Origin of the sequence: uncultured Flavobacterium sp. (assembly GCF_963975515.1) — a bacterium.
Taxonomy (GTDB): Bacteria; Bacteroidota; Bacteroidia; order Flavobacteriales; family Flavobacteriaceae; genus Flavobacterium.
Map to the genome: position 1 here is coordinate 449,999 of NZ_CAXBGY010000001.1, position 14,299 is coordinate 464,297.

The following is a 14,299-nucleotide window of genomic DNA, read 5'->3' on the forward strand; positions in this document are numbered from 1 at the left end:
TTGACCTTTATGGCATCGGCAAAGCAGAAAGCAATTACTACTTATTTTCTGAGCAAATAAAAGCGATACTCTTGCGGGATTATTTTATCTTTTGAGAGTGCTTGAATTAATTATGAGTTTGAATTATGAATTATGAGTTTTATTACTTCGGAGATGGGAAGCACCTTCAAAAGATAATGTCCTTCGGCAGGCTCAGGATAGACTTCTACTTCCGATTTTTTAGTTTTCTTGGAAAGACAAATTTTATTACGAAGGAAGAGCAAGGGTATCGTTTTTATTTGCTAACCCTATCTCCTACTGATTGCTTTCTGGGTTTGCTGATGCTAGATACGTGATTTGAAAATGAGATTAAGAAAAACGTTTTGTTGACCTTTATGGCATCGGCAAAGCAGAAAGCAATTACTACTTATTTTCTGAGCAAATAAAAGCGATACTCTTGCGGGATTATTTTATCTTTTGAGAGTGCTTGAATTAATTATGAGTTTGAATTATGAATTATGAGTTTTATTACTTCGGAGATGGGAAGCACCTTCAAAAGATAATGTCCTTCGGCAGGCTCAGGATAGACTTCTACTTCCGATTTGAGCGGTTAGCTGATAAAGACAAATGATAGGTTTTCCTATGAAAGGAAAGATTCCTCAGTTAGCAATTACTTTCTTATGAAAACACGAAGTAAGACCCGCGAAGCCACGTGTTTTTGGGAGCTGCCCTTCGGCAAGCTCAGGGTGACAACCCAAGCGGTAGCTGCCAAAAATGTGTGGCTGGAGCGGGGCTTTCGTGCGTTGGCCGAGCGGCTTTTTTACATAATGTTATTATAGTGCATCCGATAGTTTCATTAGATGCAGGATAGTTATTTATGCACTATAATGCCACATTATGTAACTAAGCTTGGGAGAAAAAATTACTGGCATGAGTTGCGTAGCGTACGTGTTTTTGTTTTGAGCGTTGGGCAAGCTCTTTGACTGATGGCTTATTGGATTTACATTATTAAATAAAACTTTCTAGCCAACAGGCAAAGTGCTTGAAGTGCGTTGGGACAAAAACCATGACAGTAATTTTTTAGGAGCGATGGGAAGGAGTGGCAATTGGAATTCTAATTTTTAAATTTTAGAAGATTTAAATTTATGATTTTACCATCTTTATAGTACTTGTTTTCTGAAAAATTTAATTTAAAATATTGTTGTGTAATATTTAATACTTTTTCACTATTAATATTTATTAATAGAAGTGGTATAATTTCTAAACCTTTAAATTCTTCGTTATTTTCTATTCTTTCAATATCCTTTATTAATTTACTAAAGTGTTCTTTTATTTTACTTATTAGCTTATCTTCAGTTGTGTTATTTTGTTTATACATTTTAGTTTCAACAAAAAACCTTTTATCTCCATCTTTAAAAATACAATCAATTTCAATATCATTTAAGAATTTCTTATTTAGTTCATATTGAATTCCGTTTTCTAAAAGCTTATTTTGTAGTGCATAGAGAATTAATCCATCATGGCTTTTGACAGCATTAAATATATCACTGTGTAATTCATATGGTACAAAATAAGTTAGTTCGTTAGAACAAACTGGGCATTTTAAGTCTTTTAGCTTCTTAGGATTTAATCTTAATTGAAAAACACCTCGATATGTTAATGGATCACAATGTGAACATTCTATAAAGGCATCATCTTTGGTAGGTGCGATAATTTTAGAATCATACAGCTCTCCAAAAAGCTTAATTCTTGATTGGAAATTATCTTCTGAATTTAATGTATTGATGAGTACTTGGTTTGTGTTATAAAGATTTTTATACGAATGATTTACATAAAGTTCTTTAATAAACTTGACACCTTCAAAAAAAGTGTTTATTGTATTTTCGTTTATTAATTCATTACTTTTAGACGGCATAAGAGATTTTCCAATATTTGCCTCTATTTCTTTAAAGGTATTTAAATTTTTTCCAATAAATCCATAATCTTGAAGAAACTCAATTGCCTTAGTTTCTCTATTTTCATCGTCTAAAGCAGTTTTTAAAATAAGAGTTAAAAATTTTAAAGGTTTTTTTTCAACATCATTAATTAACTTTTCAATAGATTTTTTAAATTTTGAATCAAAGAATTGTTCGATAAGAGGTTTGAAGTATTCAATTTTCTCATTTAGTAAACTATCAATCTCCATATTATATAATTCACTTCGATTTTTAATTGTATCAATAAATTCATTTTGATCATCTTGCGCATTTGACACAATTATTCTATTCGTAGAAAATGAATACGGTGAGTTATCTTCTCCAAAAGTTTTAGTTTCTAATAATTCTTCTTTTGATAGTAAAAATAAATTTTGACATGATGGATTATTCCAAAATAGGTGATAAAATTTTTTCTTAATTATTGTCATTCTGTGTTGTTTTTATTTAAATCGATTTGCTTCATCCATTCAAGCATGTTAGCTTGAAGTCTAATCTGTTCATTATAAGTAATCATATTTATTCGCCCATTTGGTGTGTTTTTAACATCCTTTAAATGTCTGTAGGTAGCCCACATAGCATTTTTTATTAAATCTTCATCTTTAGATTCAATTTTCCCTGTAAAATCCTCAATCACTAAATTTAAATTATGTTCCATCTCATATCTAGATTTTGGAGGAGGCATTCCGTATTTACTTTTCTTCATTATCTATGTCTCGTTTAAAATCTTCATTATTAAAATTAATACTCATAGCTAGCGTTCTAACCATTTCTGTAATTGTATTAAGGTTTACTCTTTTGTTAGGAGAGTATCTTACATTTTTCAAATCTTTGACACTTTTCATACTTTCTGAAATAACAAGTCTTCCATTCATTAAATTTTCCCCTAGAATGTTTATTTCTCTTTCAAAATCAAGTCTTGAATCTCTATTACCTTTTCTGCTCTCAAACATATCGATGATTGATTATTTCGTTAATTAATTCGATATTATTTTCACCCATTCTGTGAAATATGGCATTATTAAGTGCATGTCTCAAGTAATATTGATATCTTCCAAGAACATCTTCATTAGTATAAAAACTTCGCTTTAAGTATTTATCAGATTTCACAACATCTGCTTTTTTTAAAGAACCAGAATAATCATCTATAAGTTCATTCAGTTTTAAACAAAATTTTCCATCTAAAAATAATTCTTCATTTAGATCGTCAATTTCATATTGAATAAAATCTAAATAATCATCTTCTAAAGAAACTTCTCCAGAAAGAATAATTGATTTTGGAATGGTGCTTTGAATTTTTAAATGCAATTGATTAAAGCCTTTGTCATCTAGATTTTTGGCAAGATCAATTAGATTTTTCTTTATTGTAAAATGTTCAATTTTAGAAATCTCATCTATAACTTCATTGTTTTTATTAAGAAACTCAATAATTAAATCAGGATTTCCACTTGATATTTCTAAAAGAATTTGACTAGATACTTCTGTTGAAAGTTCTGGTGTATTTGAAAGACAAGTGTTTAGCAAGCTTTTAATTGTAAGAGGATAATAAATAACCAATTGCTTTAAAACCTCTGATGCCTTGTTCCTAATATAACTATCAGGATGATTTAAATGCCAAATGATAAATTTAACCACTAACTCATCTCCATTTTGATTATCAAAATCAATATTAAGCCATGAATACTTTTCTTTCACTTCCTCACTTGGTCTAACAATATGATGAAAATGTATATTCACATTTTTATATATTTCTGAAATTTGCGATTCATCTAATTTACCTTCTAAAAACCAAATCAACTCCTTACAGATAACCCAGTATTCATCATCAAATTTTAAAATATTATCTTTTAGGTTAATTATTACTGACTTATCATTTTCTAAGAGAATTTTTATTTTATTTTTAGCTTCATCGGTACTATTTGACCAATTATTAAACCAAATACTTTTTCTTTCTTTCACAAAAGCTTCTAAACCTTCTTTTAATAATTTACTTTTATTAGATGCTTTATCTATATTAAAATGATCATTAAATAAATCAATATTATCTTTCTCTTTTGATTTTTTGATTGGAGTAGTATTTTCAATATCTTCATTTAAACCCCAACTTATGTTATGTTTCAATAAATTTTCTTGAAGACTCCTTACATTCGGAATTGAAAGATGTTCTGCAACTGCTAACAATAGACTTCTTCTATCGTCATTTTCTATAAAAGGAGAGGCTATTAGAGTTGAAATACTGTCGCAAATGGAGTTAATATTTCCGTCTCCTAATTCTTCTATTTCATTTAATACAATGGCTATTTTATCACCATAGTTGGTAATGTATCTGAATATATCGTCATTTACAGTGAAAATCTCACATAGAGCCCATTTAATATATGGGTTTATACTGGCATTGTCTAATATATTTAAAACCCCGCTTTGTTCTGTAATATTTCTAGCACCTAAAGCATATCCATCACCAAGTCTTGGTGCATCAAAATTACTTATTTCTGCATTTCTTATAATTACATTGGGATTAGGTAAAACTTCAAATTTATAGTATTCCAAAGCTTCATTTATTCTATCATTTATTATTAATGAACTGATAAAATCTTCTTTATTGTTTTTTACATATCGCTGAAATGTCATTTCACCGGAAGCATAATCTAAAATAGATGCAAAATCTTGAATTATATCATTATCAGGTTTTGATTTTAATTTTTTTAAAGTTGTATTAATTGGGGCAAGTTGCGATTCTTTATACCAACTTGGTCCCATAGACGTATTTAACATTTCTTGAAAAACATTTATCGATTTATCCTCAAAACCTAGGATACCATATATTTCATTTATTTTTAATAATTCTTCTGTTCTTTCCCATCTGTTTTGAATTCCAGTTAAAACATGCTCTTCCCAAAATTCAACAAAAGGCAAGATTTTTTCTTTCTCGTATTGAATTAATATTAACGATTTTATAATTTCATGTAATGCTTTTCTATAACCTTCTGTATATAGTCCTAACTGATTTTTAGATTTAATTTTTAAAGATTCTAAAAATAATTCTAATCTATCCTTATCAAATTCATCAATTAAACTAATTAATTTAGAATATATCAATGGGAATATTTCCTCTGGAAGCTGATAGGATCTTTCCCAATGACTTCTATAATCGAATGTATAATTTATGCTCTTTGTTATTTCTTCTATTTTCGTTTTAATAAAATTTAATTTTTCTGATAATAGATTAGAAGCTTTATAGTAGTATGATTTACCTTCTAAGAAATTTATTTCTTCAATTAAGTTAAGTAAATTTATTTCCCAACTTTTATGATTCCAAAATTTATGAGAAACTTGAAATTCAGATTTATTATCTAAAAAGCCAATACAGTTATTATATAAACATAATTCTAAATAATTTGAATACTCGAAATCTACACCATTCTTATTTCTAATGCTTGTATCATTATCATATATCAAATATTCTTCAATAATAGGGATTAATAAATCAGGCTTCGAAGAATTAAACAATAATGCTAAAATTATATTTTTTATATTATTTTTATCTTTTAAATAACCATAATTTTCAATTAATAACTCAATGTTTTTGGTTAGATTTTTTTCGCTTTCAACTGAATATAGATTTTTAAAATTGAAATTATTTATTTCTGTTCTGTATATTAATAGGGAAATTGCATAAACACCAGCCCAAGTATTATTCATTTTTATTTTTGGGTCTTTCATCATACTTTCAATATCCATACTCATATTGAATTTTCTTAATATAAATGCATTATTCCAAGAGCAAGAATAGTCTCTTATAAACTGAACTGTTTTTGTATTTCCATTATCCATTTCATTTTCTTCATCTGAATAATTTGATGATTTTCTTAGCATATTCAAATAATTGACTAAATCTTTTTGAGAATTTTCAAAATCATTTGAACTATCTAAAATTATAGTTTGAGCTTTAACTATAAAAGTTGATGAACTTATGCCGCTACCTTTTAATCCGTTTTGTATAAGCCTTCTATATTCTTTTTCAATAGCATTTGTTAAAATCTCAATTTCATCAATAGCTTCATTTTCATAAAAGTGTTGTAAAAAATGAATCGCATTAGTAATACTAACAAGTAAAGTATCTCTTCTTACAATATATTTTACTGCTTCTTTATATTTTTTATTAGCAATTAGCGATAATGTGATTTCATGAGCATATTCAACAAAAACGCTATTGTATCTAAAATCAATTCTTTGGATTAGAAGTAGAAGCCTTATTAATTCAGTTGTTTTTTCTAAATCAATTGATAATCCAATAATATTCTTAATGTCTGAAATTACTAAATCAGGCTCTATATGATTAATAGCCATTTTATCAGCCCACTCTTGACTACAACCTGAAATTGCTTTATTTGGAGTATTTGATAACGAATAATGATAAAGACTGTTAGTTATTGCATAAATATTATCAACTTGTTTTTCACAAAAATTTGCAATTAAATCATTACAATCCTTTATTAATAAAGGAACTTTACTTAGAACAAATTCTTTAAATGAGTTATGATATATTTCAAGATAATCATCGCCTTTTATAAGATAATTTATTTTTGGCATTACTGAATAAAAATTACTTTTCATTTCAGATGTAAGGATTTCAAAGAAATCACTTTTAGAGATAGATTGCCTTAGTTGCGATAAAATTAGACAAATCCATAGCTGACTAGTGTTTTCATAAATTTTATCCCAAATTATATTGTAATAGTTTACGATATCTCCACTAATGACAGGTATATTTTCTATCCATTCATTTAATTCATCTTCATCATCAGTTATATCGGATAGATTTATAAAATCTATCAAATAATTTAAATAAAGTGGATGCCCTTCCGACTTTAATGCAATTTTTTGGATGTTTTCGAAATCGAGTTTATCATTGAGTTTTCTTTGAATATAAAACTCACATTGGCTAGTAATTAGTGGGCTAACTAAAATACTTTGATTTGTGTTTAGAATATTCTTTATATTACTTGGCAAAATTTCTTTTGACGTGCAAGCAAGTACTATTTTGATATTTTCAGGAACATTTTCAGGAATAATACCCAAGAAATCTTCGAGGTTATTTATTTCATCTAAGCCATCAATAAAAAACACCCCAATTTTATTAATACCTACTAGATAAGAATCTAATTCTGTAAATAAATAACTTAATTGTTCAATTCGTTTTACTAATGGTTCATTATTTTTTGATGCTATATTTCCAGTTAGTGTTAAAGAAATTGTTTCCTCAAGCCAACTTAAAAAAAATTCATTCGATACTCTTAAACTTTTCGGTTTATCATCGTTTGGAATTTTAGTAAAATATTTGCCTAAAACTAAATTCTCTTCCTCAGAAACATAAGAAGCTACATTTAACGTTTTTCCTGTTCCAGGATTTCCTTCAAGTAAAATCCAATTTCCGTTTGCTCTTATACTATCGTCTAATCGATTTTGGACATCATAATTTGAAACTAAATCTTTTAAGTCATCTTCAAATTGCTTTGGAATTTCATTTATAGCCTCCTCAGTTTTAACTGAAATATTTTGTTTTTGCAATAAATCACTAATTCTGTTTAATGAAATCACTCCAATTTTATCATCAAGTTGTTTTAATATAACACCAATAACTTTTCCAGTAGAGACTAATGGAGAGCCAGAAAGTCCTTCATAATTATAGTTTTTATCTATCTCATTACAATTAAGAGTAAAATCATATTTTTCATTATCTACTAATTCATTAATTGTTCCGTATATTCTTAAACCATTCTGTTCTCCCTGGTATGGAAAACCATAAGACTCCCAATTTTCATTCATTCTGATTGGAGTTATATGCAATGGAAGATATATTTTACTTTCGAATTGACATATCAATAAACATATATCATTTTCTTCATCAAATGTTAATACTTTGCATTTTTGCAATGTACCGTCATTAAGAATTATTTGTATTTCAACTTCATTTATGACTTCATCCATTATTATATGATAAGCAGTCATAATAATGTTATTAGTTATAAAAAAACCTGTTCCTTGTTCATTTTTGTAAATGATTTTTACTACTGAAAGTTTTATCTGTTGTGGGTTTACTATTCTATTCATTTACTAAAAATTAAATTCTAATGGTTTATCATGTAAACCTTCAATTATTTTATAATTATATTTACCATTTAAACTATCATTTTTAAATTCATTAATAGTATCTAATGGATAATTAAAATAAAGAGTCCTTGTGAATTTTGACTCTCTAGATATTATTCTAGCAATAGTCTCTTTATCTGGATGATTGTGAATTAAACCATTTGTAGAAAAAATATATTTTTCGGAATCAATATACTTAAGTAGTTCTGGACTTGTATTATTCTTGCTGCCGTGATGAGAAATTTTAATCAAATCAAATTTTATTGGAAACTCTTCTTCTTTATAGTGTTCTTTTAAATTTTGAATAATAACTGATGGATGGGCATCTGCTAAAAAAAGTAGTTTAAAACTTTGATGTTCAATTACGAAAGCTATAGCACTACCATTTGTTGCTGTATCATCTTCAATAAACTGTTCCTTCAATAAATCTTCAATACTAAGTAAGGAACCTGATGAAACATTTTTTTTTGCTAACCGTTTTTTCTCTTTTTCTAATGATAGAATATACTCAAAAACATCTTCGTTAAAATCAGTTAAATTTACATCCGAAGAAAACCCTTTTTTATACAATTCTCTTTTCCAGTATTTTGTTAACTCTTTGATTTTATCATTATTTGGAGATAAAATTTTAAAATTAATATCGTTGATATTAATTTTTTTTTCTGAATCAGTAGAAATAAAATTATTTTTAAAAAGCTTATTCCAGTTATGATGATATTTTTTCAAAAGTGAAGCTAAAGTTGACCCTTGAACGGCAGATATATTTTTTTCTGTTAAATCAGTTTCCTCTGTTAATTGATAGTTTATAATCATATCAGAGATTGATTTACCTACAAATGTTAAACCATCTTCTAAATTTTTTAAGTGTTGAAATGAATTATGCCATACATTTTCAATTTGAATTAATTCATTAAATTTATTTTCCTCAATAAATTTAATAACTCCTGAAATATGATCATTGTCTATGTGAGTAACTACAATACTTGATATTTTTTTGTTCTCATTGTTTAATTCAATAAACTTTGGTTTTAAAAACCGTCGATAAGTATCAACATAACCACCATCAATTAGTATAATTGATGCTTCTGTTTCTATTAGGGATGAATCTCCATTATTTGCTGGATATATTGAAACTTTCATTTATTAAAAAATTAAGTAATTATCATTTAAAAATATGTTCAAACAATTGTAGAAGGTTTTCTCTGACTACTTTGTATTCTGGTAATTTATCAGGTTGTATTTGATGACCCAAACTATTCTTCCAAGCCCCTTTTAAAGCTTTGTCGCTTTTTTCATTGATTAATTGATCTACTCCTGTGAAATCAATATTTTTGAATTTCATTTTCTTGTAAAAAGCATCTACAATCACTTTCCAATCCAAGTCGGGAAAATTATTTGATAAATACCAAATGTCATAGTAATCCCTTGGTGCTGTATAGGAACGTTGGATTAATGCCCTGATTTTTTCAGCTAATACTTCTTCTATTTTATAGCAAGGAATTGTGCTTTCTAATGCTAGTTTATCAGAATATGGATGGCTAACATTTCTTTCAATCACTTCAAAAATCATTTCTTCGTAGAGAATTATTTCTATTTTAACTTTTGTTTGCCATCTGTCTGGAGTTGTTGGCATCACATTTCTTGAATGGTCTGCTCCCCAAAATTTAATTATGGCTTCATATCCTGTTAATTTGTCTTGAAATTGTAACGGTCTTAATGAAACAATATGTGTTTTTACTCCAGTAGCTTCTTCAATGTGTTTTGTGATGAATGCTACATGTTTTTGTGTCAATTCAAATTCTTGTGACTTTGAAGTAAAATCTAAATCTTCTGAAAATCTATACTCTTCAAACCAACATTTTTTTAGACAAGTTCCTCCTTTGAAAATTAAGGTTTCTTTTAATTCTGGTTCGTTAAATATTGCTGCAATAAAGTGACCTAATACCCAATCTTTATCGATTACCGATTTTGATACACCAAGCTGTTCTGAAATTGTTGCTATTTCTTTTTGTAAAATCATTAATATTGTTTGTTACAGATGTCTAAAATTTCTTCTTTACTTATGTTTAATCTTAATCGCCATCTTTTTTCAAATTCTCCTTCTTCTATACCGAATGAATCAAATAGGTTGTATTTTTCGTTTACTTCTTTTACTGCAAAGTTTATGAATGATTTCATACCTTTTTTATTAAGTAATTCTGCCAAATATCCCATTCTTTTAGTTATCGCAATATTTTTAATGGCTTTGCAATACGTTATCATTTTCTCACTATTTAAGTCCGCTTGATTGAATGCCCTAATTAATTCAGCATATCCACCAGAATATTGTGGTAAATCAAAACAATCGATGATGGTTTTTTCTACGTCGGTCATTTGATAGCTATGGTTTCCAAATCCTAATTGTTCTATACCGGTCATTTTGAATTTGGAAATTTGAATGAATTTATAGGAAACCCCAAAAACACTTTTTTCTGCTTTTCTTTTTGTAGTTTGTATAAAAATAGAATTTGGAAACTGTTCCGTAAGTCCGTGTTTATTTAAAGCAGACCAATAACCAATTGCACTACCTTCTGATAACTTACAACCAATTACATTTTCGTCTCTAAAATTATATCTGCAATATTTGCCTCTTTCTATACGTGATAATAGTTTTTTATGTACAAGGTTTTCTATTATCTCGTTTATGTTTTTAAACTCGCTTGATGCAATTGACTTAATCTCCTCTAAAGTAAAGATGTCTAACTCGTTATCATCAAGCATTAACATAAAATCAATTTGATTTTGTGTGGTGTTCTCTGAAATATAGGTGCTTCTAGCCATTACTAATCGTTTAAATATAAACCCTAATAATTGGGGTTTATCTTGTGGTTAAAGGTAATAAAAAATATCATTGTTTTTTTATGCTTAAGAAAATTAATTCTTATCTAAATACTTTTTTATTATCCATCCCGTTTCCATTAAATTATCTTCTGGATTAGTATAACTAACGTAAGCCCATTATTTGTTACTTAAAAACTATTCTTTCATTTCTAACTTCAATTCTAAAAGGTCTTCTATTTAGAATACTTCAGCATAATTTTTTATGCTGTCAATTTGAATTTTAGTTTACTTTCTTATTTATACCATTCCTCTTTAATTTTGTCAATATCCATATCTTTCCATTCCTCTTTCCATAATTCCCAATAAGGAATATCATTTGAAGAAGGCTCATTTTTACATCTATCAATTTGAACAATCGATGGCAGAATTACAGATTCCCCAATTAACAAAGCTTCACCTTGTTTTAACGATGGCATTTTTTCAATTAACGAACCTAAACTATCAGGAAGTAATTTTTTCACATAACCTTGGTCAACTGGATTAGTCAATCTCATCGCAATGAAATTATTACATTGTGAAAATATAGTTTCTGATATTTCAGATGGTCTTTGACTTGCTAAAAGTAAAGTAACTCCATATTTTCTACCTTCTTTGGCAATTCTTTCAATTGATTTTTTTGAAGATCTATATTTTACTAAATCGCTATTGGGAACATATTTATGTGCTTCCTCATAAACTAAAAGTATTGGAATGTCATTATTGATTTTTTCATTTGGATTAATGTTGTTTCTCAATCTTTTGTATATATAACCATATTCAAATACAATTCTTGAAATTAAAGAAACGGTAATACTTAATACTTCAAAAGGAACTCCGCTTAAATCAATTACTGTAACATTGGAATTTGAATTATATCCTAAAATATTTTTCAATGTATCTTCGAAAGAAATCTTTTTTGATTCTTCACCAAATAAGAAAGTTAAACGGTCTTGATTTATTTTTTCTTGAAATCTTACAAAAAACTTATCTAAAGTACCTTCCGCATAATCTCCTTTAGTTACATTCTGATTTTTAGTTGGATGAAATTGAAACTCTTCATTAAAATATTTATCTATTCTCTGTTCTTCATTTAGTAATATTCCAGTATCAACAGTTGTACTACTATCATTACAAGTATAAGAATCATCAACTATCATATATCGATTTGAACTTTTAGAATTTTTTGTTTCATTCTTTAAGTTATATAAAGCATTTTGAACTTCATTTATGTCAAAAAATAAAGGAGAATCGTAAAATATCTTTGTTTTATCAGGATTGTGCTTTTTCTTGTTTTCGGTAACCAATTTTCTAAAAACTGAAGATTGATTATAATTATCTCTCTCTCCAGTATCTAGAAGCACTTCTTCTAGTTCATCACTATTTAGTAACCAATATGGCAATTTTAAATTCTCAATATCAATAAAATTAGCATCTGGAAAAGCTGATTTATATTCGGAATGGATATCAAAAATTATTACGTGTGAATTATTTAAAGTAAAATCTCCGCTTTTAGAATTTACAGCCGTTTGTATAATAGTAGATAATGTATGAGATTTACCAGAACCTGTAGAACCGACTATTGCAATATGCTTATTGAAAAATTTATTACCATTTACTGGAATTCTAATGCTTGCATTTGAAGATAATGAGCAAAAAGTAAATTGTTCTTTATCCTCAACAGATTCGATATAGATTTTCTTGATTTCTTCTTCGGTTGCTGGTTCAACTTTTTTGGGAGGAATGGTTAAATCGTCGCCACCTCTTGTAAATTTATCATTTTTTATTATTCCTAACGGACTTGCTTCTATAATATGTGTTCTAACAGCTTCGTTATTTTTTTCTGAAACATCAATCGAGAAATTTTCAATTATTGCCATTAAAATAGCATTATCATTTCCATAAATTTTGAGATAGGAACCAACTCTCAAAGATTCGTTTGCTATCCTGAAATCTTCAAGTTTATCAACCTTGATTTTTACTTTGTTTGGGAATACCGCAATTACTTCAGCATTTAATTTGTCTTCTGCCATTAGATTATATTTTTGATGTCGTTAATTTCTTGTATTTGAATTTGTAGATGCTTGATACTTGCATTTGATGTCGAAAAAAATGGAGTTTCGAAATAGAAATGATATATTTCTTTAGTTTTTGAAATTTGATTAAAAATTGGTTCAATATCTTTTAAATCATTAACTATTTTAATTTTAATTCCATTATGATAAGTAGCTTTTTCTGTAATTGATTTTGGATTGAAACTTGAGCCGTTAAAATCAAAACCATCTTTAAATTTAAAATTCTCTGTTATAAGTTCTGTTTTCAATTCAATTAAATCTGAATTTGACAATCCAAATATGTGGATATACGGACAGAAAGAATCTGGATTTAATTTTGAAAGCTGTGAGTATTTTTTACTAATTAAATGAATTATAGATTTTAAATCACTTCGCAAATAATTACTTTGATTCACTTCTACAAGAAAAAATCTTTCAAATGGAGAACTATTGTAATCACTAAAATATTTAGACCTAATATCAGATAGTAGTTTCTTTTTACCTTTATATTGAATAAACCATTTATGAAAAAGTAATTGTTTAGAATTGATTTGAGTTAAAAAATCTTTTTTAGTAATCTTTCGATTGGCTATGTCATCCTCCTTGGCAAGATTGCTTATGATTTTCAAAGCGTTGTTATAGTAGAAGTTTTCAGCTTCAAAATCATCACTATTAAAATTATTTTGATTTTTCAAAGAAGTGAATATCTCTTTAAGTTGATCCTCATAAGATTTTGCATTAATATCAATTTCCAAAGTTTCTAAAAATAATATTAAGTTTTCATCACTTAATTTTAATTTTTCGTAATGTTTATACTCAACTTTTTCTTTTTTGTAAGTGAGCAAATTTGACTTTAAGAAATCTAATGTAATTGTAGAAGGAAATTTTTCGTGCCCCGATTTAAAGTGACCAAAATATAAATACTTTATTTTTTTCTCTTTGCCATTTAAAACCTCTTTGAAATGATTAAGCATTAAACGTATTGGTTTGGCAATGACGGAATGATTATATTCAGTTTTAGAATGATATTTGCATTGTATAGCTGTTTCTTCAGTAGCATTTTTTACATCAACATCCTCAATACCTTCAATAATAATTTCGTGCGTATCATCTTCTAATTGTAATAATTTGAGTATTGCTAGGTCAAATTGATAAAAATATCCTTTAATTGTATCAGTTGCTGTTCTGTCTGTCATCTATTTTGGAATTGGAGATTGCTTTCACACAATATTTCAATTTATTTTTAATAAATTTTATTTACCAAAATATAAAATAATTTCCAAT

Annotated in this window: 9 protein-coding genes; all 9 read right to left on the bottom strand. The window is 27.3% G+C overall.

The window, feature by feature from the left end; translation table 11 throughout:
* Window positions 1-1,093: 1,093 nt before the first annotated feature.
* Window positions 1,094-2,383, bottom strand: a complete 1,290-nt coding sequence (locus AAC008_RS02140; protein ID WP_339887133.1) for a hypothetical protein — start codon at window positions 2,381-2,383, stop codon at window positions 1,094-1,096.
* The gene (locus AAC008_RS02145) at window positions 2,380-2,658 is read right to left on the bottom strand and encodes a hypothetical protein (protein WP_339887134.1); all 279 of its coding nucleotides are present in this window, start codon (window positions 2,656-2,658) and stop codon (window positions 2,380-2,382) included. The genes AAC008_RS02140 and AAC008_RS02145 overlap by 4 nt, the downstream gene beginning before the upstream one ends.
* The gene (locus AAC008_RS02150; RefSeq protein WP_339887135.1) at window positions 2,645-2,905 is read right to left on the bottom strand and encodes a hypothetical protein; all 261 of its coding nucleotides are present in this window, start codon (window positions 2,903-2,905) and stop codon (window positions 2,645-2,647) included. The genes AAC008_RS02145 and AAC008_RS02150 overlap by 14 nt, the downstream gene beginning before the upstream one ends.
* On the bottom strand, window positions 2,898-8,066 hold the full coding sequence (locus tag AAC008_RS02155; protein WP_339887136.1) for a trypsin-like peptidase domain-containing protein: 5,169 nt from the start codon (window positions 8,064-8,066) through the stop codon (window positions 2,898-2,900). The genes AAC008_RS02150 and AAC008_RS02155 overlap by 8 nt, the downstream gene beginning before the upstream one ends.
* Window positions 8,067-8,069: 3 nt before the next feature.
* Window positions 8,070-9,245: an MBL fold metallo-hydrolase gene (locus AAC008_RS02160; protein ID WP_339887137.1), complete on the bottom strand. Its 1,176-nt coding sequence runs from the start codon at window positions 9,243-9,245 to the stop codon at window positions 8,070-8,072.
* A 22-nt stretch (window positions 9,246-9,267) separates the two neighbouring features.
* The gene (locus AAC008_RS02165) at window positions 9,268-10,125 is read right to left on the bottom strand and encodes a nucleotidyl transferase AbiEii/AbiGii toxin family protein (RefSeq protein ID WP_339887138.1); all 858 of its coding nucleotides are present in this window, start codon (window positions 10,123-10,125) and stop codon (window positions 9,268-9,270) included.
* Window positions 10,125-10,925, bottom strand: coding sequence for a hypothetical protein (locus tag AAC008_RS02170; protein WP_339887139.1), 801 nt, complete (start codon window positions 10,923-10,925; stop codon window positions 10,125-10,127). The genes AAC008_RS02165 and AAC008_RS02170 overlap by 1 nt, the downstream gene beginning before the upstream one ends.
* 293 nt (window positions 10,926-11,218) lie before the next feature.
* Complete coding sequence (herA, locus tag AAC008_RS02175) at window positions 11,219-12,994, bottom strand: anti-phage-associated helicase HerA (protein WP_339887140.1); 1,776 nt, start codon at window positions 12,992-12,994, stop codon at window positions 11,219-11,221.
* Window positions 12,994-14,211: a DUF4297 family anti-phage-associated protein gene (locus AAC008_RS02180; RefSeq protein ID WP_339887141.1), complete on the bottom strand. Its 1,218-nt coding sequence runs from the start codon at window positions 14,209-14,211 to the stop codon at window positions 12,994-12,996. Before AAC008_RS02180 ends, herA begins: the two co-directional genes overlap by 1 nt.
* Window positions 14,212-14,299 lie beyond the last annotated feature (88 nt).

Excerpts from the sequence above, each read along its gene's own strand:
- AAC008_RS02140 (WP_339887133.1), bottom strand. The coding sequence starts at position 2,383 with ATGACAATAATTAAGAAAAAATTTTATCACCTATTTTGGAATAATCCA.
- AAC008_RS02145 (WP_339887134.1), bottom strand. The coding sequence starts at position 2,658 with ATGAAGAAAAGTAAATACGGAATGCCTCCTCCAAAATCTAGATATGAG.
- AAC008_RS02150 (WP_339887135.1), bottom strand. The coding sequence starts at position 2,905 with ATGTTTGAGAGCAGAAAAGGTAATAGAGATTCAAGACTTGATTTTGAA.
- AAC008_RS02155 (WP_339887136.1), bottom strand. The coding sequence starts at position 8,066 with ATGAATAGAATAGTAAACCCACAACAGATAAAACTTTCAGTAGTAAAA.
- AAC008_RS02160 (WP_339887137.1), bottom strand. The coding sequence starts at position 9,245 with ATGAAAGTTTCAATATATCCAGCAAATAATGGAGATTCATCCCTAATA.
- AAC008_RS02165 (WP_339887138.1), bottom strand. The coding sequence starts at position 10,125 with ATGATTTTACAAAAAGAAATAGCAACAATTTCAGAACAGCTTGGTGTA.
- AAC008_RS02170 (WP_339887139.1), bottom strand. The coding sequence starts at position 10,925 with ATGGCTAGAAGCACCTATATTTCAGAGAACACCACACAAAATCAAATT.
- herA (WP_339887140.1), bottom strand. The coding sequence starts at position 12,994 with ATGGCAGAAGACAAATTAAATGCTGAAGTAATTGCGGTATTCCCAAAC.
- AAC008_RS02180 (WP_339887141.1), bottom strand. The coding sequence starts at position 14,211 with ATGACAGACAGAACAGCAACTGATACAATTAAAGGATATTTTTATCAA.